This is a genomic window from Aeromicrobium changchenzhani (assembly GCF_057586615.1).
In genome coordinates, this window is the sequence record NZ_CM172480.1 from 2,133,232 (window position 1) to 2,156,492 (window position 23,261).

Here is a 23,261-nt window from a genome sequence, read left to right on the forward strand (position 1 = left end):
TATGGGCCCCGGGCGTGCTCATGGCACCGAACCCGCTGGCGGCGCGGGGAGGCGGGCGGAGATGTCGTAGGTCCGGTTTTCCAACGAGATGAGTCGGTCTTCGACTTTGCCGATTTCTGCTTTGAGTTCAGATCGAGTTTCGGCAATGTCACCCTTGAGTTCACGACGTGTTAAATCAAGTTTCACGTCCAAATCAGCGATGTCGTCTTTAAGCTCATTCCGGATCGAATTAAGGTCGCCTTTCAGCTCACCTCGGGTCGAATCCAGGTTCGCATCCAGACCGGCAATGTCGGCCTTGAAGTCGGCGCGCAAATCTCGTTTCATAGCGACGAGGTAGACAAACAGGCCAAGCGCAAACGTGGCAAGTGCCGCCAGCGTCGTCCACGTCTGCTGATCCACCGTCGTCATCCTCCCAGTGTGCCCGATACGCTTGACCGTTTCCAGCAATCTATGAGCAGCACCGGCAAAAACACAACCGTCTCGACGGCTCAGTGTGGATAACACTTCTGGGCACGGTCTCAGCAAAGGCGCAGCTCCAGCGGACAGCGGCAGGCTGGAGGGGGGAGAACCAACTCAACAAACCTACCGCCGCCACTCCCTCCCGGGACTGGGAAGAAAAAGCAGATAGACCGCAGCCCACGTGGACTGCAGCTCTTGCTGCTCCCTCTGCACACCCGCCACGAAACTCCCATAACGTGACTGCGGGTGATGGATTAAGTATGCACTAGCGGGGGCTCAAAGAACATCGAGCCTCAACCGAAATCGAAGAGATCGCGAAAGCCTTCGCGACTGTCACATACAAGTCGTGGGTTTCAGGTCATGGGGTTGGCTGGCAAGGATCAACTAGGTCGGGTCGCGCAGAATCGATTGCGGCCGACCGACTCCGTGCGATCGCGAACCACGGTCAGAGGAACGTTACGTCGAAGGTGATTATCCGGGTAAAGACCTGACCGTTGCTGTCGGTGGCCTTTACCGTGATGGTGTAGGCACCAGCTCCCCACAGATCAGTGTATGCCGAGCTCGAGCTTGGGATGGACCAACTTCTTATCCCGCTGCCGGTGGACCAGGTGGCGGGACGCCACGTACCGCACGCACCGGCCTGATAGGTGCTGTTTCCGGGATTCCAGCATCGGGTTCCCAAGATGTTGGTCCGTTTCAGCTCGTACTCGATAGCAGTGATCGTCTTACTGCCCGAAGGCTGGGCGGTGCCGCAAGCGGCCTTGAGCGGGGACGAACCACCGCACGCGTTGTTGACCGCGGTCTGAACCTGTGAACGGCTGCGGTCTGCATCAGTGGGTTGCGTGATGAGAACATCTGGGGGCACCTCCTCGCCTGCACAACGGACTCGACCAAGCAAACTTCGATCCACCGCTTGCACACGCGTAGTCCCGGAGACCCAAGCCGGCGTCAACCGCAGTCGCGATCGGCCTGTCACCGTCACTGTGTCCCCCGAGAGTACGGGGTTTTTGAAGTCAGGGTTAATGAGAATCCCGCCCCTGAAATCGGTATAGACGTTCGCACCAACCGCACCGGTCTGAGAGTCAATCTTTGACCCTGCAATAAGACCTGGAGATGTCCATGCCGTCTCATACCGCTTGTCGAGAATCTTCCAGTTGAACCGCACGCTGCCATAGAAGCCAAGAACCGCAACACCCACATTCGTGCAGTGCGTTGGCTGCCATTCGAAGGCGAGGACGCGATGCGCGCCGATAACCCCTGCTTCGAACGCCGCAGTGTCCGAAAAGTATGCGTCGGTTCCGGTCGCTGTGCCCTGCGCGAATCCGACCGGTGCGAGCAAACCCATCGCGATGAGCAGGGTCAACCCCTTGCCGGTCGTAGCGCGTCTGCTCGGTGGCCGCCTTCGGCTAGGTCGCAAAAACAGCGACAACAAAACTGCTGCCACAACTAGGCCGGCCAGAAACATGCCCACCGGTCCCGAAAGCCAGGCCGCGACATACCCGGCGTAGGGCAGGTCAAACATGACTCTGTCTGCGGTTTTGATCACGTACGGGTCAGCGTCCACGGCTTCGTTGGCGTCGCCCTTGAGCGTCAGATCAACCGCTCCCGAATCGGTCGCGTCGGTTGCTTTTGCCGTGACCCGGTGCGTGACGCGCCGACCATCGCTGTCAACGACCGATACGACATCTCCGACGACGACTTGTGAGGCTGGCACCTCTTTGGCGAAGGCCAGCGCGCCCGCGTTGATTTCCGGTGACATTGATCCGGAGCGAAACACCAGGGGCTGCACGCCAAACGCGAAGGTGGCTACGGTCAGAACGATCGAAAGGAGCCCAAGGATCGCACCAACCCATAGGGTCGCCTGCCCCAGTCCTCGCACCCAGTGCGGGAATGAATTCGGTCGTTGTTCCATCATTTTGGGCTTCACGACGGCTGAACCGCTGCGAGGGTGGCCGTGATGGTGGTGTAGACATCCTGCAACCCATTACCTGCGGTGGAGTCGAACGTCACCAGCATGCAGAGACGCTGGTAGGTGCTCGGCTGCAGGGTCACGGGTGTGTTTGATGGCGTGATCGCGCTCGGAGTGGTGCTGATGGCCACGTTGGTCCACCAGTTTGCGGTTCCGCCCACACAGTTGCCCCGCCGATCACCGTCCGCTCTCGTTCCCGTCGGCGTTCCCTTTGTTGCTCCGGGTTTGGTAGTAACGAGGAGCTTCCCTGCGAAGCTGTTACTAGACGACTGAGCTGTGCCGGTGAACTTCAGCGGTGTCGAGCCGGCATTGTGGATGTAGATCTCCATGGCTACGGATTCACCAGGCAAGACATCGTCGAGCTCGACAACGGGGAAAGTCCAGGTACCGCCCTGCCCCACAGTGTCAAAACCGGGGTTCGAAGCCGAACTCGGGATCGTCGCTGTCGGCGACAGGACGAGGTCCAACGATCCCGAACTGATGGGGCCTACGCTGACCGTCGCCTGATCGGTCCAATATGCAGAGGTGCCCACTGCACCGAATCCAAGCAGGATTCCTAGACTCAACACAGCCCGTGCACGGGCGGAAGTGAGAGTACGCCAAAAATTCTTGCGACGAGGAGCGGCGTGGCTAGACATCTGCGCTCTCCTCTTCGTGTCGACGCCGGACCAATGCAAGCCCGATTCCTATCAACACGGCACTGATTGCGACGAACCAACCGATTGCGGGAGCACCTGTGACGGGTAGGCCTGACGATCCGGTCCCGTCACCTTTTGTGTCATCCTTTTCGTCATCCGTGGGCGCAAGTGCAGCTGCCTGCGACAGGGTCACACGGAAGGCCAGATCTGATGCTCGGTTTTGCGTCGCATTTGGCGAGGAGAAATCGAAGGCAACAGTGACCTTTATCGGTTCAACCGCGCCATCGGGGATGTTGGGACTGGTCAGCAACCGATGCGTACCGCCCTCGGAAACCGTGGTCCAGTTCCCATTGCCGCCTTTTGCAGTGACATGGAGGTCGCCGGAGTCGATCAGGTCGCCCACCCGGGAGCCCAGCACGTCAACTGTCAGATCACCGAGCGTTCCACCCTGATTTCGCACATAGAACGTGGCTGCCTCAGAATCACCAGGCACCCACCGCATTGACTCATCAAAGATTGGGTTGGTGATCGAGTGTGTCCAGTTCACACCGTCGCGGCTGAGACCGAGCTCGTTGGCAGCGAAAGCCGGCGAGATTGAGGCTCCTGCGATTAACAACGTCATACCCAAGAGACGGCCCAGAAAGCGCTTCATGACGCATCCACAGAGCTCCGGTGTCGCGACTTGCGAAACCGATCCCGCAACGAACTAGTGAGCATATAAGCGGCATAGAGAAGGAGGCCTGACACAACGATGATCATGGTGATGTGGCGCTCCCTCCCAGTAATGAACTTGTTGACGTAGCCCAGATAAGGGACGTGGTACCAAAGCTTGCCCTTGATCTGAACGGGCCTGACTGGCTTTGCATCAGCGACGTTGTTGGCATCACCTTGGGTGGTGAATGTTCGCCTGCCTTTGATCGAGGTGGCCACCGCAACAACCCGGTGCGTAACTACCGTCGGCTTGCCGGACTTCAATTGGTAGGTAATGATCGTGCCCACCGAAACATCCTTGAGCGGCACCGGCTTCATGACCACCAGCGTCCCCGGCGGGTACTTCGGCTGCATCGACCCGGTGAGGATCGTATAAGGAGTTGCTCCGCCGATGCGCGGTATGAGAACTGCGGCCGAGACGGCCGCGACAAGAACCAAAATCACAACCCAAGCGATCACCTGGCCAGCCCAACCGAGTATTCCGTGTGTTCGCTTCATCGACTGCCCCCCTGCCGATGGTGTGGGCTGCCTGGAAGCTTTAATGCATCGCCAGGCAGCCCGCGCCAATCAGAGGTTCGGATTGACCTGAGTGAGCGTCACCGCGATATCATCGAATTCGGCCAGCAGATCTTGCATGTCGTTGCCGTTGACAATGGGAGTACCAGTTTCGTCCGTGCCGAAGGGAACGGTGACATTGATTGTCGCGGTGATGGTGGCCCCATCATCGGCGGAGTTGACGGTGCCGTTGTTGGCAATCGTCCGTGCGTTAGCCCCATCGATGGCGAACCCGCCCGTCACGGTGAAATCAGCCGATGTTCCCACCGGCGTCTCGGTGGGGGTGAACGTCGTGGGGACCGCAACCTTTGCCGAGAGGTTGTCACCAGTCGCCTGGAGCACGAACGTGCAGACTTGGCTCACCTTGTCACCAGGCACGAAGAGTGTCACCGGGTCGCCAGCGCTCGCAGAACCGGTGGCGTAGACCCACGTGTCGCCACAATCGCCGCCGGTGAGTTTGAGGTCACCAGCCTCGATCGATCCACCGTCAACCGTGTCTGTAGCGGTCCAGTAGGCCAGCGAACCGAGGCCACCGAGAAGCAGGACTCCCGCTGCTGCCGCAGCTATTGCGCCTTTTGTTGATTTCTTCATGCCATTCTCCCTCAATCAGTGTCCCGATCGAGGTTCGATCAAGGACTTACATATCTATGACGTACGTATAAGGCAATTATGACGTAAGAACTTCATAAGAACTAAAAAAGAGCCAAAGACGGGCCATATGCCGTGAAGTCGGGCCTTAAGTCCCGAAAACGGGCGATCGCTGGGCTCACCAGTCGCGTTCAGCGAGGCGATGCGACTCGGGGATTTCGGCGCCATTGTCGGGTGTCAGTGCCCACGTTTAGGATTGAAACGAGGCTCGTATGTGGTCGCCCGTGTGACCGATTATTTCCTGCAATTGCAGCGAATTATTGTGCAAAATGGGTTGTATTTGTCGGTGGCGGCGCCTACGATAGAAGTAATTGATCGAACAGGTGTTCGATGAAAGATCTTGAGGGCATCGGGGGATGTGATGGTGGACACAAGGCAGCTGGAGGGGTGGCAGCTCAGCGATGAGCAAGTCACCGCCGGTGTCGTTGAGGTGTTCACCAAGATCGCTCGGCTCGAGGCTGAAGCTGCCCGGTTGACGGGCCTGGCGATAGAGCGGGGCCTGCCTCGGCTGGCCGGCAATTCATCGGCGAGTGTGTGGGTCGCGAACCTGACGAAGATCTCGCCTTATACGGCTTCCAAGACGGTGCGTCGTGCCGAACAGATGAGCCCGAACGTTGTGGCGACGCAGGCTGCGTGGGCGGCCGGTGAGATCAACTCCGATCAGGCCGAGATTATTGCGACCGCGGTCAACGATCTTCCTGACTATGCTGATGCTGAACGACCGCTCGCAGAAAAGCATCTTTTGGGATTGGCTGGACAGTTTGGGTTGAAGAACCTCAGCCGGCTCGCGAATCGGATCCTCGAAGTCATCGATCCTGATGGTGTTGATGAGTATTTGGGTGAACAGCTCAGGAAGCAGGAACAGAAGGCGTTGCGGTCGACCCAACTTGAACTTATTAATGGTGGCGATGGGATGACTCGGATCCGCGGGCTCCTGCCCACCGCACAGGCATCGATTTTGAAGGCCTGCTTGGAGGGGATCGCTTCACCACGTCGGGAATCGTTCCAACTGGGTTCACGCGATGAACAAGGCGCCCATTCTGATGCCGCTGTCGGCCGGCTTTCACATCCTGAACGGATGGGGCGTGCTTTCTTGGAGTTGTTGGAGCATTTGCCGTCCGATGCGATGCCCAGCCATGGCGGCCTGGCCGCATCAGTGACGATCAGTATGGACCTTGACCAGTTGCGTGACCAGATCGGCACCGTGTCGCTGTCGACCGGCGAGGAAATGTCGGCCTCCCAGGCCCGCAGGTTCGCCTGCAACGCCCAGTTGATTCCCTTGGTGCTGGATGGCGAGTCGAAGGTTCTTGATTACGGCACCGAAAAGCGGATCTACACCAAACACCAACGCATCGCCCTTGCTAAAAGAGACGGCGGCTGTTGTTGGAAAAATTGCAATCGGCCGCCAGCCTGGTGTGAAGCTCATCATCTGGTGTGGCATTCACACGACGGCGAAACCACCCTCGACAATGGCGCACTCTTTTGCTACTTCCATCACCACCTGCTTCACGACGGCGAATGGGACGCCCGGATGGGAGCCGACGGAATCGTCGAAGTCATCCCGCCCAGACGCGTCGACGCATTCCAGAAACCCCTACGCCACGAAGAACGCATACCCGTCGCCAACCCCTGGGCAGCATAAGCAGGAGGGCTCTGCCCTCTTGGTTTCGTTGAGCGCCGGGTTACCAGCCGCGTTCGGACAGGCGGTGCGGTTCGGGGATTTCGTCGACGTTGATGCCGACCATGGCCTCGCCGAGTCCACGCGAAACCTTCGCAATGACATCGGGATCGTCGAAGAAGGTGGTGGCCTTGACGATGGCCTGGGCACGCTCCTCCGGATTGCCCGACTTGAAGATACCGGAGCCGACGAAAACGCCCTCGGCACCCAACTGCATCATCATCGCCGCATCGGATGGCGTCGCAATGCCACCGGCGACGAACAGCACGACGGGAAGTTTGCCGGCTTCGGCGATTTCCTTGACCAGATCGTACGGCGCCTGAAGTTCCTTGGCCGCGACATACAACTCATCTTCGGACATAGCTGACAGTCGACGGATTTCGCCGTTGATCGAGCGGATGTGGCCGGTCGCGTTCGACACATCGCCCGTGCCCGCTTCGCCCTTGGAGCGAATCATCGCCGCACCCTCGGTGATACGCCGCAGCGCCTCGCCAAGGTTGGTCGCGCCACAAACGAACGGAACAGTGAACTTCCACTTGTCGATGTGGTTCGCATAATCAGCCGGTGTGAGCACTTCGGACTCATCGATGTAATCGACGCCGAGCGACTGCAGCACCTGCGCCTCAACGAAATGGCCGATACGTGCCTTGGCCATAACCGGGATCGAAACTTCCGCGATGATTCCGTCGATCAGGTCGGGGTCGCTCATCCGCGCCACGCCGCCCTGTGAACGGATATCGGCGGGAACACGCTCGAGTGCCATGACGGCAACTGCGCCAGCGTCCTCGGCAATACGTGCCTGCTCGGCATTGACCACGTCCATGATGACGCCGCCCTTGAGCATTTCCGCCATGCCGCGCTTGACGCGGCCCGTGCCGACCGAAGTCTGTTCGTCGCTCACTGCTGTTCCTTAACAATTTGTCGCACCGGATTGATAATTCCGAGTCTACCCGCGACGGCAGCGGCCGAATACGGCGGACATCATCTGGACAGTCGCGCCAAAATCCTTGAGCGCGGCGGCTTCGAGCGCGCTGCGGCCAGCAACTCGGAGCGCGAGATAAGTTTCTCGCGCACGGCCCCGTGGGTACGTCCGCGCGCACGCTCAACCGCACTGATCGAACGCCAACCGCGTAGGTCCACGATCTCGCAGCCTTGACTAGCCAGTAAGGCAGCAAACTCGGCCCGAGACCCGGTCGGCTCAATCAATTCGCCCCCGTTGAAATCACGTAACAGGTTGCTGACCGTTTCGCGTGAGCACGACTTGTTGGTACCGATGAATCCATTGGGACCGCGTTTGATCCAACCCACGACATACGTCCCGGTCGACACCCGCCCCGCCACATTCGGTATGACTCCGCCGACCTGATCGAATTCGACGCCGGGCACCGCAACCCCGCGATAGCCGATCGAGCGGAGCACGAGCGAGGCATCGACCACCTCAACGCGATCGGTCGGCACAGCACGCACGACTCCGGCGTCGTCTACGTGCAGTTCATTGCGTACGACCCGCATGCTCGTGACCGAATCGGTACCGAGGAACTCAAGCGGGGCGGCCAAGAAGCCAAACACGATACGTCGCCGATTGCGTTTCGCACCGCGCCAGGCAATCTCTTCCAGTAACGCGATCTTCTGCTCAAGGCCGACATCCAAGTCATCCGCGTCGCGCGCTGCAGCAGTGATCGGGTCGAGGACGAGATCGGTGCGATCGACTACCAGATCAACCCCACTGCGACCGATCAGACCGGTGAGCTCGGGCAGCGTGTAAGCCGCCTGCGCCACTCCCCTGCGCCCGAGAATCATGACTTCTTCAATGCCGCTATCGCGGAGCGCAGCCAAAGCCCGTGGTGAAATGTCGGTCTCGGCCAGCTCATCTGGATCCGTCGTCAGGATGCGCGCCACATCGAGCGCGACATTGCCATTGCCAATGATGACCACACGTGGTCCGGACAGATCAAAAGTCCGCTCGGCCTGATCGGGATGGCCGTTGTACCAAGCCACGAAGTCGGTTGCGGTGATGCTGCCGGGCAGCTCCTCCCCCGGAATCCCCAGCGCCCGATCCTTGGACGCTCCGGTCGCATAAATCACCGCATGATGATGCTGGCGCAACTCCTCGTGACTGATATCCCGCCCGACCTCGACATTAAGCGAATAGGCGAAGCCGTCCTGATCCTCGATCTTGGCGAACAGGTCGGCAACCTCCTTGGTGTGCACGTGATCGGGTGCGACGCCAGCACGCGCCAGCCCATGCGGCGTCGGCAACCGATCAAAAACCGTCACCTCGACGCCAGGCTGTTTGAGCAGCTCATCGGCGGCATACATCGCCGCCGGCCCGGCGCCCACGATGGCGACCCGAAGCGCCCGCAGGCCAGGCTCGATCTCGACAGTTTTAGGCACGGGTGCCTGAACCGGATAGTTCCGACCGGCAGCATAGAAAAGCTCGTTCATCGCGACGAATGGGAGTTGATCCTCGGGCACCCGATCGCCCGGAACAATTGCAGCGACCGGGCAGGCGCTAACGCAGGCCCCGCAATCAACGCACGACGCCGGATCGATATAGACCATCTCGGCGGTCGCGAAGTCGGGCTCGTCTGGGGTGGGGTGGATGCAGTTGACCGGACACGCATACACGCAGGACGCATCACCGCAGCAAGCCTGCGTGACCACATGGGGCATAGCGGCGACTCAGGCAGCAGTCTTGAACACGACCGGCGGCTCGCTGCGATAGCGCGAAGGCCGGCCGCCGATTTTGCACAGCTTCCAGACCCGACGCGCGACGGGGTTCATAAGCCCGGTCTGCTCAGCCAGCATCCGCACATCACCGAACATGTCACGCAGACGGTTACGCGATTCGGGCGTGCGCCAGTAGAGGTCCTTCATGACCTTGCGCGGGATGTCGAACTCCTTGTGAAACTCTTTTGGCGGCACCATGATGGCGTCGCAGAGCGCGCGCATGACGATCGGGAACACGAGTGAGACGACGAATTGGTCGACGCGGCCCAGCTGCGGCACTGCGCGGCGCAGGTATTGATGCGCAAATGAGATGTGGCGTGCTTCTTCGGCGACGTGAATCTCCATGATGCGGGCCAGGATCGGCGGGATGTCGCCGCCGGCTCGCAGTAGCCCCTTCTGCGTATGGTCAATCGGCTCTTCGCCGGCGAGCACGCCCATGAAGAAGACGACCGGCACGGCTGATGCCGCCCACGGGAGGACACCGGCGACGCGTCGCAGAATCCATGGCATGCCAGGCACGTCAACGTCGATACGGTTGACCGTCTCCTGGAACATTTGCGTGTGGTGACATTCCTCGGTCGCTTCGTGCGTCAGATAGCGATATTCCGGCGATCCGTTGGGCAGCGTGAATACATATTGCATGATGCCGCGGATAAGAATGTTCTCGAACTGCAAGCCAACTTTCAGGATATTGGCTTGGCGCCACTGGCCTATCTCGATCTGCCGGGCCAAAGACTGCGACTGATACCAAGCGTGTGCCCCCAATGGATCCATCGCGGCTGGCAGCACCCAGCGCGCATCATCGGGGCGGACAGTGAAGTCCGGCGAATCCCAGTCGATATCAGCGAAGGCATCGAAGTGCCGCGCTACCGAAGCTTCGGAAAGTGACTTCAGCACGGCTGCATAGTCCTCGGTCGTGATCCCAGTGGGAATCTCCGGCGGGGTTTGGAGTGTCTGCGACATCGTCATATCTCCTCGATCTGCATTGGCTACGACTTCATCGTGGGCCATACCGAAGGTATGTGTCAAGTGTGATGTTACATAAACTCTGTCAGATAGTTATTCGCGCACTGCGACGGCTTGCTTGTGCACCATCGCCATCCGCTGGAAGACCGTGATGATGCCCGCAAGCGCCAGCCCCCACAGCGTGATTTCACGCAGGATCGGGAGATCGAACAGCCCCGACAACCCAGTCATGACCAAGATCGCGACAACTCGATCAGCACGTTCGGCGATGCCTCCCTTGGCCTGCATACCGAGCGATTCGGCACGTGCCCGGATGTAGGAGGTGAGCATGCCCAATCCGAGGCAGGCGAGGCTCAGCGACAGGTACATGGTGTCGTGATGTTTTGGCGTCGCGTAGTAGAGCACGAGGCCAGCGAAGATCGCCGCATCGGCCACACGATCGAGGGTCGAGTCCAAGAAGGCGCCCCATTTAGACGACTGCCCAGACGAGCGCGCCATGTAGCCGTCAATGAGGTCCGAGAACACAAAGGCGGTGATCACCAGGACACCGACAAGGAACTGCCCGCGCGGGAAGAACCACAGCGCACCGACGCTCACACCGAGCGTCCCGGTGATCGTCACCCAGTCAGGCTTGATGCCCATCCGGAGGAACAGGTCACCGACCGGGGCCAATACCTTGGTCCAGAACTGGCGGAAACGTTCAAGCATGATTACTCCTGTGACCAAGCGGCCGCGAGCATTTCGCGGGTCTCGCCCAGCAGTTGGGGGATGGTCTTCGTACGGCCAATCACGGGCAGGAAATTCGCATCCCCACCCCAGCGTGGAACGATATGTTGATGTAGATGGGCCTGTATGCCGGCGCCGGCAACCCGGCCCTGATTGATGCCGAGGTTGAATCCGTGCGGGTTGCTGACCGCGCGCAGAACCCGCATCGATTGCTTGGTCAGATCGGCGATCTCGGCGGTCTCCGCGAGCGTCAAGTCGGTGTAGTCAGCGACGTGGCGATACGGGCAGACGAGCACATGCCCGGCGTTGTATGGATACAGATTAAGCACCACGAAGGCCGACTCGCCGCGATGAACGATCAGCCCGTCGGCATCATTCATCGTCGGGATCTGACAGAACGGGCACTCTGACTCCGCGCCATTCTCGGGCTTGTTTTCGCCCCTGATGTAGGCGATGCGGTGTGGGGTCCACAGCCGGTCGAAGGCATCGGGCTCACCGACGCCGGCCTGCGATGCCGCGCTGGCGCTTTCCGGGCCCGTGCCTTCAGCGTCGTGACTCACACCTGCACCCGCGAAGCGACCGCGTCAACGATGCGCTGGACCGCTTCGTCGACCGGAACTTCATTGTCCTGATCGCCATTGCGATAACGGAACGACACGGCACCGGCTTCGATGTCCTTATCCCCCGCGATCAGCATGAACGGGATCTTTTGCACCTGCGCATTGCGGATTTTCTTCTGCATACGCTCATCGGCCTCGTCGATCTCGAAACGGATGCCCTTGGCCTTGAGTTTGGCCGCGATCTCATACAGATAGTCGGTATGCCGCTCGGCAACCGGGATGCCGATGGCTTGGACGGGGGCGAGCCACGGCGGGAAGGCGCCGGCGTAATGCTCAACCAAAACCCCCATGAATCGCTCGATCGAGCCGAATTTGGCCGAATGGATCATGACCGGCTGCTGACGCGAACCATCGGCGGCAACATATTCCAGCGCGAAGCGATCTGGTGCCGGCTGGTTGAAGTCGTATTGGATTGTGCCGAGCTGCCAGGTGCGACCGATCGCATCCCGCGCCTGCACCGAAACTTTGGGTCCGTAGTAGGCCGCTCCGCCCGGATCGGGGACCAATTCGAGGCCGCTCTCGACACAAACATCCTCGAGCACCTTGGTCGCGATTGCCCAATCCTCGCCCGAGCCGATGAACTTGTCCTTCGAGGCGTCGCGTGTCGATAGCTCAAGATAAAAGTCGTCGAGGCCGAAGTCACGCAACAGGCTCAGCATGAAATTCAACAGGTGCTTGATCTCCGCCGGCGCCTGCTCCGGAGTGACGTATGAGTGCGAGTCATCTTGGGCAAAACCGCGTACGCGGGTGAGTCCGTGCACGACGCCGGACTTCTCATGACGATAGACGTGGCCGAACTCGAACAGCCGCAGCGGCAACTCACGGTAAGAACGCTGCCGCGAGCGATAAATCAGATTGTGCATCGGGCAGTTCATCGCTTTGAGGCGATAATCCATGCCATCGACGTCAAGTGCTGGGAACATTCCCTCGCCGTAATACGGCAGGTGACCGGAGGTGTGGAACAACCCTTCCTTCGCAATGTGCGGAGTGCCGACATAATCGAAGCCTTCTTCGATGTGCCGGCGCCGGACGTAGTCCTCCATCTCCCGCTTGATGACGCCGCCCTTGGGGTGGAACACCGGCAGACCTGAGCCGATCTCATCGGGGAAACTGTATAGATCCAACTCACGGCCGAGCTTGCGGTGATCGCGACGCTCGGCCTCCTCGATACGGTGCAAATGGTCATCCAAGGCTTCTTTGGTTTCCCAAGCCGTTCCGTAGATTCGTTGCAATTGCTTGTTGTGCTCGTTGCCGCGCCAATAGGCCGCTGCGCTGCGCATGAGTTTGAATGCCGGAATACGTTTGGTGGTCGGCAGGTGCGGGCCCCGACACAGATCGGTCCACGCCAGCGACCCATCGCGCTTGAGATTGTCGTACATGGTCAGGCCGCCGTCGCCGACCTCAACGCTGGCGCCCTCGGCAGCACTCTCCATGTCGCCGTTGGCTGACTTGGACTTGAGACCGATCAGTTCGAGTTTGTAGGGCTCATGGGCCAGCTCTTCACGGGCCGCATCGTCGGAGATGTCCCGACGATCGAACTTCTGCCCTTCTTTGATGAGCTTGCGCATCCGTGACTCGATCTTCTCCAGATCCTCCGGCACGAACGGCACCTCGACGTCGAAGTCGTAGTAGAAACCGTCAGTGATCGGTGGGCCGATGCCGAGCTTGGCCTGTGGGAAAAGTTCCTGCACGGCCTGGGCCATCACGTGCGCGGTCGAGTGGCGCAGGATGTTGCGGCCATCGCTCGAGTCCATCTCGATGGCTTCGACAACATCGCCGTCGGCGAGCTCGTAAGCGAGGTCCTTGAGCTCGTCACCAAGCCGGGCTGCAATGACACTGGGATTGTCGGCGAACAACTGCCAGGCCTTCGTTCCCGTCTCCACCTGCACTTCGCTGCGGTTGTCGGCGCGGACGGCGGTGATGCTGAGCTGGGACACAAAATTCCTTGCAATCTGGACAGGCCCTACGAATGGCCGGTGCTGGCTCCCCCGATCCTATCGTCCGCCGAGCTGATAGCCGACGAGGCCTTGTGGGGTCGAGAGAACGTATGACGAGTCGGAGACCTTCAGGCCGGATTCCTCGATAGCCGCAGCGGTGAAGCCGCCGGTCGCGGGCGCGGCATCGGCCGGACACGGGCTCACAAGTCCCGTTCCGCGATGGGTGGCATCTTTCCTACCGCTGTAATCGGTCGCCACGACATACTTGAAATCTTTGGCATTGCTCTGGCACGCGAAGGTGGGTCCCGTAGCTTTAACCGCCTTGCCCGTCGCGGTGTCGATCAAGGCAGGTCCCGCAGCGAGCGTCGCGACGATCTTCGCGCCACCGCGAATCAGGACCCGCGGTTTCCGTGCTTGGTAGTCAGCGGCGGCCGCATCGGGCAGATCATGCGACCACGTGGCCTTGCCCGTCTCAGGGTCATACCCCTCGACGGACATCGTGACTCCCTTGGGCACGACATCGGGGTCGGTGAAGGTCAGAGTGCCGGTGACCGGGCATCGCACGGGATGATCGATGACACCGACCGTCGATTCGTCATCGAGATCGGTCGGCTGGAAGCAAGGATCGGAGGATTTTTGCGTCCACAACAGGTGTCCAGTGGCGCCGTCGAACGAGACGAGGTCCTGCTTCGCCAAGTCGTAGACGAAGTCCTGTCCCTTGACGAGGTTCTTGCGAGTGGCGCCGACCAATCCGGTGTAGCGATCGGGTTCGGCCTCGTAGAGAAACGCCCATCCGCCGCTGGTCGTCCGGTCCGGCCCGAAGCGATCGACGACAGATGCGGTCCAGAGTGTCTTGCCGCCGCGTCGGACTCCCATTTTCTGCCGGTCGTCAAAGGTCGAAAACAGCCCTTGTGTGCCGATTTGGTAGGCGTTGTCTGGAGGACCCTCGGCCGTGCCACTCAGCTTGCCGGTATCGACGTCGAAGCGGATGTTGGAGTATTTGGCGGCACCCTCCCGTGCGGCATTGACACACGCGTCGGTGCCATCCTCACACGGGCTCACAGTGTCGGCCGCCTCAATCACGGGAGACGTCGCGACGACTTTGCCGCTTGCCGGGTCGACCGCGACGATTGGTGTACGGAGGCCGGCTTGACTGCTGGCGTCGGGCTTCTTCTTGGGTCGGTAAAACACCACGCGCTGCTGGCCCGATGCATTCTTTGTCAGTTGCGGGATGAGAGCGATGCCGCCGACAACTTCGTTGGGACTGACCGGATAGGACCACGCGATAGAGCCATTCGTGCTGTCGACCCCGACGATCTTGAGTCGTTTGCCGGTGTCTTTGGCGATCACGACGGCCGTATTCCCAGCAACGACGGGTTGTCCGATGGGATCCAGATCCACGGTCCATGCCGCCTTCACCACGGTCGTATCACGCTGGAGCGGATCCACAGACTTCTTCTTGTCGCCATTGCCACCGCCACCGCAGCCCGAAAGGGCAACGGTCAGGACGATGAGGCCCCCGATAATTTTCCTCATAGTCTTCGACGGTATCGGATGACGCCGTTCGCAGTCGTCAGAGCGTCCCGATGACCTCGGCCGCTGCACGCTCGCCGGCCCGAACAGCGCCGTCCATGAAGCCGGACCAATAGGTGGACGTCTCCGTCCCAGCCCAGTGGACAAGTCCGTGCGGCTCGCGAATCGTCGAGCCGAAGGCGGTGATAGCACCCGGTTGCGCAGCGGCGATCGGTCCGCCCATCGTCCACGGTTCGTGGGTCCAGTCGTGTTCAACATAATCGATCGGTTTCAGAGCCTCCGGACCAACGACTTTGGCAAAGCCTTCGAGGATCGCTTTGCGACGCTTTTCCACCGGAAGCACGCCGTACTGCCGCCAGGTGGCGCCACCGACGAAGGCAAGCAACACGCCGACTTTCGAATCGGCCGGGCTGTTGTCGAAGCAGACACGCACCGCACCGCTGTCAAGAACGCCTGAACCGGACAGTCCTTTCGCGCGCCAGAATGGCTTGTCATAGACGGCATCGCACTTCATCAACGTGCCCATCGGGAGGTGTTGCATCAGCTGGAGCCGCTTCGGCGGAAGGAACGGCTCCCAGTCGATGCCAAGCACGAGCGGCGGAGGGACGGCCACGATGACTCGTTTGGCCCGTACGGTGCCGCGATCAGTGGTCACATCTGCATACATGGCTGTCTGTTTGATCTTCCGAACCGGCGCATTAAGCACAATCCGCTTGCCCAACGCCTTGGCCAATCGGAGTGGGATCTGACCCGAGCCATTGACGAAACGTGAGTCTTGGGCAGCATTCGCGGTGCCCGAGGACCGTTCAAACGTGCCCGGATTATTCTCGTTGCCAGCGGTCGCCAGAAACCAAAGAAGAGTAATAGTCAATACCTGTGGATGATGTTTCTCAGGCCACTTGCTTTCCACCGCCTTCCTGGTCGTCAGGTCGTTCGACCAGGACCCCGTTCTTGAAGACCGCACCGGCTCTGACGAGGGCGACGAGGTGGGGTGCGTTCACCGCCCGCCACCGGGTTTGTGCGGACTCGATGAGCTTGAACGCCATCGCGATTCCCGCTGCTCGGGAGCCGGGTCCTTTGGTCACTCGCTGACGTAGTCGGACGGTCGCGAAGGTCGACTCGATCGGGTTGGTGGTTCGGAGGTGGACCCAGTGTTCGGCGGGGTAGTCGTAGAACGCGAGGAGCACGTCGAGGTCGCCGGTGATCTTCGCTGCGGCCTTGGGCCACTTGGTGCCGTAGGTGGATGCGAACGCCTCGGCGGCCTTCTCGGCGTGCTCTTTGTCTTCGGCGTTCCAGATCTCGGCGAGCGCGGCTTTCGCGTCGGGTTGGGCCGATTTCGGGAGCGCGTTGAGGACGTTGGCGATCTTGTGGAACCAGCACCGCTGCTCGCGGGTCGCGGGGAACACCTGGCGCAGTGCGCCCCAGAACCCGAGCGCCCCGTCGCCAGCCGCGAGGACCGGAGCAGCCATCCCGCGGCGCTTGCACGAGCGGAGCAGGTCGGCCCACGACTCGGTGGACTCGCGGTGCCCGTCATCGAGGGCAATGAGCTCCTTGGTGCCATCAGCGCGGACCCCGATCATCACCAGCAGACACACTTTGTCCTGCTCGAGGCGGACCTTGAGGTGGATCCCGTCAACCCACACATAGACGAAGTCCGTCTCGGCCAGGGACCGCTGGTTGAACGCCGCAGCCTCGTTCTGCCAGTCCTTGGTCAACCTCGTGATCGTGGCCGGTGAGAGGCCATGGCTGGTGCCGAGGAACTGCGTCAACGCCGGCGCGAAGTCGTTGGTCGACATGCCGTGTAGATACAGCAGCGGCAACACCTCCGCCACTCGTGGGGACTTCCTGGCCCACGCCGGCAGGATCGCCGAAGCGAACCGGTGACGCTGCCCGGTGGCTTCGTCGATGCGCTTGTCGTTGACCCGCGGCGCCCTGACCGTGACCGGGCCCGCCGCGGTCACCACGTCCCGTTCGTCGCGGAACCCGTTGCGGACCACCAACCGCAGCCCAGACTCGTCGACCTCGCCGACGTGGACCTCGATGTAGGCAGCGACCTCGGCCGCCAACGCGACCGCGAGCATCTGCCGCGCCGCGTCACGGACCAGCTCGTCGAGCACCGACGCACCGCCGACACCGACCTCGTTGGACTCCTGCTTCTCCTGGACTACCTTGAGCATGGGCGTACCTTCCCGAACCAGCGCACCAACGCCGGTCCTGATCCGAACCTGATGTCTTGCAGATCATCCTCGGGAAGGTGCGCTCGCTCACGTCACCCGGCCGAGGGCCATCCACAGGTTCTGATCATTACTCACCAAAGAAAGAACAGAAGCGACATGCCTTTGGGATCTTGGCCAAAGCTGGGCTCGAAATAGGACAGCAACAGATTGCGCACCGAGGGCGACAGCGTGTTCTGTTTGACCCACGTTTCGACGGTCATGCCGTCCCAGGTTCCGGCTTGTTTTGCTGTCCACGGCGCGTCAACGGGAACGTGCTTGGACATTTCGTCAATGCGCAGTTGCAGCAACGCTGCGTCCGCCAGTGAAAGCGGATCGGGCGGAACCGTGCCCGTGTATGTCATCGCTCCGGTGAGCTTTGACACGTAGACGTTCTTGCCTTCGACATATTCCTTGAAGGTGTCAACACGGAGCTCCTTGGCCAGAGCAAGGATGCGGTCCTGGGTTGGTCCGACGAACGCGCCGCCTGCCTCGATGATCGATCCGCCCTTGACCGTTGTGTTCAGAACCCGCCCGCCGACTCGATCGCGTGCTTCGAGCACGAGGACTGACTTGCCTTTGGCGGCGATATTCCGCGCCGCGACCAGACCCGAGATTCCGGCCCCCACCACGACAACATCGACGTTTTTGGGCAAGGTGGCTGCCCCTGCTGCCGGCGCGATGGCCAATCCGTTGACGGCAATCGCGGCGCCTCCTGCCGCGGCAGTGCCCAGAAGTCCTCGTCGGCTGATTCGTCGGTCATTCACAGACCAATAAACGAGCAGCAAAGCAAAATGACACGGAATCGCCATCGTTAATTCAGATTGTGCCCGAGCGAATGGCGCAGGCCCGGTGACCACGGTTGATAAGAAATTACTGAGAGTGGAATCTCCACCAAGGCTTGAGCGTTGTGCATAGTACAAGATCAACCCAAAGAGCAACCAGGAAATGGGTGACACATGGCAACCAGGATCAAGGTCACAGAGGGCAAGGACAGCGTCGGCATGTACCTCGCCGAGATCGCCCGCACGCCACTGCTTGATGCGGAGCGTGAGGTCGAGTTGAGCACGTCGATCGAGGTAGGACTCTTCGCCCGGCATCTCCTCGACGAAGGTCGCATCGGTCGTCGCAAGGGTGGCGCCCCCAAGAGCGCGAACGAAGAAGAGTTGACGTGGCTCGCCGAAGAAGGCGAACGCGCCCTTCAAGAGTTCATTCAAGCCAACCTTCGCCTTGTCGTCTCTATCGCCCGCAAGTACGGCCGGGCGCAAATGCCCATGCTCGACCTGATTCAGGAAGGCAACACCGGCCTGATCCGCGCGGTCGAAAAATTCGATTACGTCAAAGGCTTCAAATTCTCGACGTACGCAACGTGGTGGGTTCGCCAGTCGATCACCCGTGGCATCGCCCAACAGGCCCGTGTCGTACGCCTTCCCGTGCATGTCGTCGAGGAACTCAACCAGGTCACCGGCGCACGTCGCAACCTTGAGCGTGTCCTCGGCTACGACCCCGATCCGCAAGAAGTCGCCATTGAGCTCGGTATGAATGTCGAGCGCGTCATCGACCTACTCGCGTGGGGCCGTGACCACGTCAGCCTTGACACCCCGATTGACGACGATGGCGACACCTCGCTCGGCGATCTAATCGCGAAGGACACGCAGCCGGGCCCCGACTTCGACTTCCTGGACGTCGAAGCACGAAGCCGGCTCGGTGGCCTGATCGATCATCTCGGTGAGCGCGAGGCCGACATCATCCGTGCCCGCTACGGGCTGCTTGATGGTCGCCAACACAAGCTTGCCGATATCGGCAAGCGGCACGGCATCTCGGCCGAGCGGGTTCGCCAGCTCGAACGCGAAGCGCTCAACAAACTACGGCAGATCGCAGATCCGGATCTAGCCGCCTAAGCCGACGAGACTCTCCCACAGACCCCCGACGTTGTGGGACAGCTCGTCAAGTGAACCGGTGTTGTCGATTATAAAATCGGCAACACCGGTTCTACTTTCTCTGCTGGTTTGATTGCCGATCCGCGTCCGTGCTTCGGCCGCGCTCATCCCCCGGTTAGCGATAAGTCGCTCAATCTGAACGTCTTGCGGAACATCGACGACAACAACCGCGTCCATCGACGGGTGATGGCCCATCTCGATCAGCAGAGCATTGTCGTGGACCACGATCGCGTCCGGAGCGACGGCGGCTTCGCGTTCGATCGCCAACGCACGGATCGCCGGGTGCGTGATCGATTCAAGCGTGCGCAATGATTCGGGGTCGTTGAACACAATTGCGCCAAGGCCCGGGCGGTTCAAGGTGCCATCGGCAGTGATCAGGTCAGCCCCGAAGCGCTGGGCGATCGCGGCCAACGCCGGACGGCCTGGCTCGACCACCTCGCGGGCCAGCAGGTCGTAGTCGATGACCACGGCACCGTATTGAGCCAGGAGTTCGCTAACAGCACTTTTGCCCGATCCGATTCCACCGGTGAGACCCACTCGCAACATGGGATGCACCCTATCGAGCCTGCGTCAGCAAAGGCCGATCAGCCTACGGACGTGGTGCCCCGATTGCCGTCGGTGGTCACGTGGACATGGTTCATGTGATTGGCCGTCGCCGAGCCGCGGTTCGACATGGGGCGCCAGCCGTCACCGGCACGTTGTACGGTCCAGATGCGCTGCTGCCAGATGACCTGGCTGACACCGAGCTCACGCGAATGCGCTTGGGCGTAGGCGGCGATGGCGTCACCGGTGCCCCGGTCGGTCGTCATGATGTCGACGGCACGGCCTGAGGCGTGCTCGCCGCCACCGCCGCGACCGAGGTAACGACTGATCTGCGGGAACTTCGCGCATACGGCACGGTGCACACGAATCGTGTCCGGTTGCAGGCCGGACTCCATGGCCGAACCCGAAGCGCATGGTGCGCCGCCGGTCGGCTCATCATCGCTGAGCCACTGGGTTTTAACCCAACCAGCGGCATCTTCAAAGGCGATTTCTGAGAAGCCATCCTTCGTCTTGCCCGTCACGCCCACTTTCGAGCCAGCTTTGACCTCGCCGCGAACCTTGGCGTCTTCCACCGGCTTGGTACGGACATCGAGCGCAACGACGACAAATTTCTTCGCTGTGACCTTCGGTGCCTCCACCTTCGGCGCCTTTTTCTTCGGCGCCGCTGCCGTCGGAACGGTCACGAGCGGCAGCCGTGGTTGGCTTCGGCTGACCCGGTTGGCAAAATCGTTCAAATTCGCGCTGGCGTTTGTTGACGCTGTGGCTGGCGCGGACGAGGAGCCACCAAATGCCACGACCATGGATCCGGCAACCAATGCCAGGACCGCGAACGCGGGCACTGATACGCGCAGAACGCGCCGAACGGGGCTTCGTTCAAGGGTGTGCTTATGGCGGGCTGAGGCCACGCTTAATCACCTACGGGATTGACGACAGGGGGTAGTTGTCCGGAGACAACTCCCAACTCAAGCACAGTTGGCGCTCATTTTCAGTCTCAAAACGAAGATATGCGCAAAATCAGGCGTAGAACGTGACATACCTCTCACGCCTTGAGACAGTCTCTCTTATGACCCCGATTGTCTTGACCGCCGCGCGCAGTGCGGTTGAGCAGGCTCATGTTGCTGGCTCGTTTGCTCATCTCGGTCTTGTGCCCGGTGATCGCGTCGCGCTCTCACTGGTTGGCTCGAGCAGTTATCTCAGCGTCGTTCTCGGCGCGCTACGAAGCGGGATCATTCCGGTCCCCTTGGATCCACGACTCACCCCGTACGAACGCGGCCGCATCATCGACGACCTTGAGCCAAGCCTCCTCATCGAAGACCAGGCACGTCTCGAAGCGTTGTTTGATGGACCTGAAGCGCCGCTGGCGACCTATCCTTTGGCCCGTCCGATGCATCTGACTTCGGGCACCACAGGGCGTCCCAAGGGCGTCTGGTCCGGTCTCCTCTCCCCCAACGACGCCAAAGCGCTGGTGCAGGAGGAACAAAGTCTCTGGGCCTTCCGCGCCGACGACGTCAACCTCGTGGTGTCCCCGATCTATCATTCGGCGCCGCTGCGCTTTGCGATGGGGACGTTGCTGGCTGGCGGCTCAGTCGCGGTGATGGACCACTTCGATGCAGCTGACTTTGTCGACGCCGTGGCTGCAGTGCACCCGACAACGATGTTTTGCGTGCCGGCGCACCTACAACGGTTGTTCGCGTACCTCGACCAGAGTGGCCGCGAGTTGACGACCGATTCGTTCCGGCTGGTGGCCCATGCCGGCGCGCCTTGCCCTGAGCCAATTCGGCTTCGCGCGCACCATCTGTTCGGTACCGATGTCGTCTGGGAGTTCTACGGCTCAACCGAGGGACAATTCACCGCCTGCTCGGCCCCTGACTGGCAGCGCCATCGCGGCTCGCTGGGCCGGTCTCGACCAGGCCGCAGCATGACAGCCGACGATGAGGGCCTCCTGTGGTGCGAGGTTCCCGATCATGCCCGGTTCACCTATTGGCGTGATCCCGATAAGACTGCGAAAGCATGGCGCGGCAATTCGTTCACAGTTGGCGATCTCGGCCGGATCGAGGATGGCTACGTCTATCTCAACTCGCGCCGTGAAGACTTGATCATTTCCGGCGGGGTCAATGTCTATCCCGCCGAGGTCGAGGCCGCTCTCGAGACCGTCGAGGGGCTGATCGATCTGGCGGTGTTTGCCCGCGCGGACGACACCTGGGGGCAACGGGTCTGCGCCGCATACGTCGGTGACGTTGATCCAGCCGTTCTCGAAGCACTCGCGAACGAACGGCTGGCGCCGCCCAAACGGCCCAAAGAATACGTTCGTATGGATGCGCTGCCGCGCACAGCGACCGGCAAGATCCGTCGCACCGAATTGGGTTAGACCGCCTGCTGATCCACCTGGCAGCAGGAGAATGTCTTGCGATAGGCCTGTGGCGACGTGCCCCGGGTCGCCGCGAAGTGGTGCCGAAAGGCAGCGGCATTGCCGAAACCGACGCGGCCGGCGATCTGTTCGACCGGCAGAGTCGAGTTCTCAAGGAGTTCCTCGGCCAGTGCGAGTCGCTGCGTCGTGAGCCATTGCAACGGGGTCGTGCCCGTCTCGTCGCGGAAGCGACGCGCGAATGTCCGCGGCGACATGTGTGCTTCGGCGGCCAGCCGTTCGACCGAGAGTTGCTCGTCGAGACGTTGACTCGCCCACTGCAACAGCGGCGCAAGCGTGTCGGCCTCGGTCTGGCCGAGCGGCGTGCGGATGTATTGCTGCTGTCCGCCATCGCGATGCGGTGGGACGACGATGCGGCGGGCCGCTGCGGCGGCAGTCCGAGCGCCGAAGAGCCGGCGCATAAGGTGGAGGCTGGCATCGATGCCGCCGGCCGAGCCCGCGCCGGTCAAAATATTGCCGTCATCGACATACAACACATCGGCGTTGACCTTGGCGAGTGGATAGGTGGCCTGGAGTTGCTTCGCATAGCGCCAATGCGTCGTACATTCACGGCCGTCCAGCAAACCGGCCTCACCGAGGATAAAGGCGGCTGAGCAGGACGCCACGATCTGCACACCTCGTCCACTCAATTCGCGAAGTTTCTCGGCGACCTCTGGCGACGGCGACGTCCACGGCGAACGCGCCGTGACCGCCACGATGTCGGCATCATCGGCTGCGTTAAGCCCATGGTCAACGAAAATGTCGACGGCCTGGCCCTTGACCCGGCCGGGCCGAGGCGTGCAGACGACAAAATCGAACACCAGATTGTCATCCTCGGGGTGATAGCTCTCATTCCACACCTCGGCCAGAACGCCGAACCCGAATGCTTCGACACCGTCTTGCACAATCACCGCGATCTTGGTCATGAAACCACCGTCGCACGAATGTGGCAGAAACTCAATGTACTATGTCTTTCCTGCCTATGGTGGCA

General features: G+C 60.9%; 22 protein-coding genes. 3 read left to right on the plus strand and 19 right to left on the minus strand.

All coding sequences use genetic code 11. The annotated features are described in order from the left end of the window. Nucleotides 1–18 precede the first annotated feature (18 nt). From AC2YB9_RS10840 to AC2YB9_RS10865, 6 genes are all read right to left on the minus strand, one after another. Nucleotides 19–408, minus strand: a complete 390-nt coding sequence (locus AC2YB9_RS10840) for a hypothetical protein (protein WP_487265356.1) — start codon at nucleotides 406–408, stop codon at nucleotides 19–21. Nucleotides 409–904: 496 nt separating this feature from the next. Next, nucleotides 905–2,374: a signal peptidase I gene (locus AC2YB9_RS10845; RefSeq protein WP_487265357.1), complete on the minus strand. Its 1,470-nt coding sequence runs from the start codon at nucleotides 2,372–2,374 to the stop codon at nucleotides 905–907. An 8-nt stretch (nucleotides 2,375–2,382) separates the two neighbouring features. Continuing rightward, the gene (locus AC2YB9_RS10850; RefSeq protein WP_487265358.1) at nucleotides 2,383–3,066 is read right to left on the minus strand and encodes a SipW-dependent-type signal peptide-containing protein; all 684 of its coding nucleotides are present in this window, start codon (nucleotides 3,064–3,066) and stop codon (nucleotides 2,383–2,385) included. After that, nucleotides 3,059–3,718, minus strand: a complete 660-nt coding sequence (locus tag AC2YB9_RS10855; protein ID WP_487265359.1) for a hypothetical protein — start codon at nucleotides 3,716–3,718, stop codon at nucleotides 3,059–3,061. Before AC2YB9_RS10855 ends, AC2YB9_RS10850 begins: the two co-directional genes overlap by 8 nt. Continuing rightward, entirely contained in the window at nucleotides 3,715–4,275 is a 561-nt protein-coding gene (locus AC2YB9_RS10860; RefSeq protein WP_487265360.1) for a signal peptidase I, read from the minus strand. The genes AC2YB9_RS10855 and AC2YB9_RS10860 overlap by 4 nt, the downstream gene beginning before the upstream one ends. 69 nt (nucleotides 4,276–4,344) lie before the next feature. Continuing rightward, the gene (locus AC2YB9_RS10865) at nucleotides 4,345–4,923 is read right to left on the minus strand and encodes an alternate-type signal peptide domain-containing protein (RefSeq protein WP_487265361.1); all 579 of its coding nucleotides are present in this window, start codon (nucleotides 4,921–4,923) and stop codon (nucleotides 4,345–4,347) included. A 418-nt stretch (nucleotides 4,924–5,341) separates the two neighbouring features. Here AC2YB9_RS10865 and AC2YB9_RS10870 point away from each other — a divergent pair, with 418 nt between their 5' ends. Further along, nucleotides 5,342–6,622 carry an HNH endonuclease gene (locus AC2YB9_RS10870; protein WP_487265362.1) on the plus strand — a complete coding sequence of 427 codons (1,281 nt, stop codon included), beginning with the start codon at nucleotides 5,342–5,344 and terminating at the stop codon, nucleotides 6,620–6,622. A gap of 40 nt (nucleotides 6,623–6,662) precedes the next feature. Here AC2YB9_RS10870 and pdxS read toward each other — a convergent pair whose 3' ends face one another. From pdxS to AC2YB9_RS10920, 10 genes are all read right to left on the minus strand, one after another. Further along, nucleotides 6,663–7,559 (minus strand): pyridoxal 5'-phosphate synthase lyase subunit PdxS, encoded by an 897-nt coding sequence (gene pdxS, locus AC2YB9_RS10875; protein WP_487265363.1) that lies wholly within the window; start codon nucleotides 7,557–7,559, stop codon nucleotides 6,663–6,665. A gap of 80 nt (nucleotides 7,560–7,639) precedes the next feature. Continuing rightward, a complete protein-coding gene (locus AC2YB9_RS10880) occupies nucleotides 7,640–9,331 on the minus strand; it encodes an FAD-dependent oxidoreductase (protein ID WP_487265364.1) in 1,692 nt (563 codons plus the stop codon). Between the two features lie 9 nt (nucleotides 9,332–9,340). After that, nucleotides 9,341–10,351: an AurF N-oxygenase family protein gene (locus AC2YB9_RS10885; RefSeq protein ID WP_487265365.1), complete on the minus strand. Its 1,011-nt coding sequence runs from the start codon at nucleotides 10,349–10,351 to the stop codon at nucleotides 9,341–9,343. A gap of 96 nt (nucleotides 10,352–10,447) precedes the next feature. After that, nucleotides 10,448–11,062, minus strand: a complete 615-nt coding sequence (pgsA, locus tag AC2YB9_RS10890) for a phosphatidylinositol phosphate synthase (protein ID WP_487265366.1) — start codon at nucleotides 11,060–11,062, stop codon at nucleotides 10,448–10,450. Nucleotides 11,063–11,064: 2 nt separating this feature from the next. Beyond that, complete coding sequence (locus tag AC2YB9_RS10895) at nucleotides 11,065–11,640, minus strand: HIT family protein (RefSeq protein WP_487265367.1); 576 nt, start codon at nucleotides 11,638–11,640, stop codon at nucleotides 11,065–11,067. Further along, nucleotides 11,637–13,637: a threonine--tRNA ligase gene (thrS, locus tag AC2YB9_RS10900; RefSeq protein ID WP_487265368.1), complete on the minus strand. Its 2,001-nt coding sequence runs from the start codon at nucleotides 13,635–13,637 to the stop codon at nucleotides 11,637–11,639. Before thrS ends, AC2YB9_RS10895 begins: the two co-directional genes overlap by 4 nt. A 57-nt stretch (nucleotides 13,638–13,694) precedes the next feature. Continuing rightward, nucleotides 13,695–15,173 (minus strand): outer membrane protein assembly factor BamB family protein, encoded by a 1,479-nt coding sequence (locus AC2YB9_RS10905; protein WP_487265369.1) that lies wholly within the window; start codon nucleotides 15,171–15,173, stop codon nucleotides 13,695–13,697. Between the two features lie 37 nt (nucleotides 15,174–15,210). Continuing rightward, a complete protein-coding gene (locus tag AC2YB9_RS10910) occupies nucleotides 15,211–16,041 on the minus strand; it encodes a flavin monoamine oxidase family protein (RefSeq protein WP_487265370.1) in 831 nt (276 codons plus the stop codon). A 19-nt stretch (nucleotides 16,042–16,060) separates the two neighbouring features. Next, on the minus strand, nucleotides 16,061–17,347 hold the full coding sequence (locus tag AC2YB9_RS10915; protein ID WP_487265371.1) for an IS256 family transposase: 1,287 nt from the start codon (nucleotides 17,345–17,347) through the stop codon (nucleotides 16,061–16,063). 131 nt (nucleotides 17,348–17,478) lie between these two features. After that, on the minus strand, nucleotides 17,479–18,150 hold the full coding sequence (locus AC2YB9_RS10920; RefSeq protein WP_487265372.1) for a flavin monoamine oxidase family protein: 672 nt from the start codon (nucleotides 18,148–18,150) through the stop codon (nucleotides 17,479–17,481). Between the two features lie 192 nt (nucleotides 18,151–18,342). Between AC2YB9_RS10920 and AC2YB9_RS10925 the strand changes: the two genes are divergently transcribed. Then, nucleotides 18,343–19,284, plus strand: a complete 942-nt coding sequence (locus tag AC2YB9_RS10925; protein ID WP_487265373.1) for a sigma-70 family RNA polymerase sigma factor — start codon at nucleotides 18,343–18,345, stop codon at nucleotides 19,282–19,284. Here the strand turns inward: AC2YB9_RS10925 and coaE are convergent. After that, nucleotides 19,273–19,869 (minus strand): dephospho-CoA kinase, encoded by a 597-nt coding sequence (gene coaE / locus AC2YB9_RS10930; protein ID WP_487265374.1) that lies wholly within the window; start codon nucleotides 19,867–19,869, stop codon nucleotides 19,273–19,275. The two genes, AC2YB9_RS10925 and coaE, sit on opposite strands and share 12 nt — an antisense overlap. Before the next feature lie 38 nt (nucleotides 19,870–19,907). Next, nucleotides 19,908–20,771 (minus strand): VldE C-terminal domain-containing protein, encoded by an 864-nt coding sequence (locus AC2YB9_RS10935; RefSeq protein WP_487265375.1) that lies wholly within the window; start codon nucleotides 20,769–20,771, stop codon nucleotides 19,908–19,910. 158 nt (nucleotides 20,772–20,929) lie between these two features. Here AC2YB9_RS10935 and AC2YB9_RS10940 point away from each other — a divergent pair, with 158 nt between their 5' ends. After that, entirely contained in the window at nucleotides 20,930–22,234 is a 1,305-nt protein-coding gene (locus AC2YB9_RS10940) for a class I adenylate-forming enzyme family protein (RefSeq protein WP_487265376.1), read from the plus strand. Here the strand turns inward: AC2YB9_RS10940 and AC2YB9_RS10945 are convergent. After that, entirely contained in the window at nucleotides 22,231–23,196 is a 966-nt protein-coding gene (locus AC2YB9_RS10945) for a GlxA family transcriptional regulator (RefSeq protein ID WP_487265377.1), read from the minus strand. The two genes, AC2YB9_RS10940 and AC2YB9_RS10945, sit on opposite strands and share 4 nt — an antisense overlap. Nucleotides 23,197–23,261: the final 65 nt, after the last annotated feature.

What these genes read in the sequence shown, in the direction of transcription:
- AC2YB9_RS10845 (WP_487265357.1), bottom strand. Translation starts at nt 2,374, where the DNA reads ATGATGGAACAACGACCGAATTCATTCCCGCACTGGGTGCGAGGACTG.
- AC2YB9_RS10925 (WP_487265373.1), top strand. Translation starts at nt 18,343, where the DNA reads ATGGCAACCAGGATCAAGGTCACAGAGGGCAAGGACAGCGTCGGCATG.
- AC2YB9_RS10870 (WP_487265362.1), top strand. Translation starts at nt 5,342, where the DNA reads ATGGTGGACACAAGGCAGCTGGAGGGGTGGCAGCTCAGCGATGAGCAA.
- AC2YB9_RS10915 (WP_487265371.1), bottom strand. Translation starts at nt 17,347, where the DNA reads ATGCTCAAGGTAGTCCAGGAGAAGCAGGAGTCCAACGAGGTCGGTGTC.
- AC2YB9_RS10855 (WP_487265359.1), bottom strand. Translation starts at nt 3,718, where the DNA reads ATGAAGCGCTTTCTGGGCCGTCTCTTGGGTATGACGTTGTTAATCGCA.
- AC2YB9_RS10860 (WP_487265360.1), bottom strand. Translation starts at nt 4,275, where the DNA reads ATGAAGCGAACACACGGAATACTCGGTTGGGCTGGCCAGGTGATCGCT.
- AC2YB9_RS10885 (WP_487265365.1), bottom strand. Translation starts at nt 10,351, where the DNA reads ATGTCGCAGACACTCCAAACCCCGCCGGAGATTCCCACTGGGATCACG.
- AC2YB9_RS10945 (WP_487265377.1), bottom strand. Translation starts at nt 23,196, where the DNA reads ATGACCAAGATCGCGGTGATTGTGCAAGACGGTGTCGAAGCATTCGGG.
- AC2YB9_RS10905 (WP_487265369.1), bottom strand. Translation starts at nt 15,173, where the DNA reads ATGAGGAAAATTATCGGGGGCCTCATCGTCCTGACCGTTGCCCTTTCG.
- AC2YB9_RS10840 (WP_487265356.1), bottom strand. Translation starts at nt 408, where the DNA reads ATGACGACGGTGGATCAGCAGACGTGGACGACGCTGGCGGCACTTGCC.
- AC2YB9_RS10865 (WP_487265361.1), bottom strand. Translation starts at nt 4,923, where the DNA reads ATGAAGAAATCAACAAAAGGCGCAATAGCTGCGGCAGCAGCGGGAGTC.
- AC2YB9_RS10850 (WP_487265358.1), bottom strand. Translation starts at nt 3,066, where the DNA reads ATGTCTAGCCACGCCGCTCCTCGTCGCAAGAATTTTTGGCGTACTCTC.
- AC2YB9_RS10880 (WP_487265364.1), bottom strand. Translation starts at nt 9,331, where the DNA reads ATGCCCCATGTGGTCACGCAGGCTTGCTGCGGTGATGCGTCCTGCGTG.
- pgsA (WP_487265366.1), bottom strand. Translation starts at nt 11,062, where the DNA reads ATGCTTGAACGTTTCCGCCAGTTCTGGACCAAGGTATTGGCCCCGGTC.
- AC2YB9_RS10940 (WP_487265376.1), top strand. Translation starts at nt 20,930, where the DNA reads ATGACCCCGATTGTCTTGACCGCCGCGCGCAGTGCGGTTGAGCAGGCT.
- coaE (WP_487265374.1), bottom strand. Translation starts at nt 19,869, where the DNA reads ATGTTGCGAGTGGGTCTCACCGGTGGAATCGGATCGGGCAAAAGTGCT.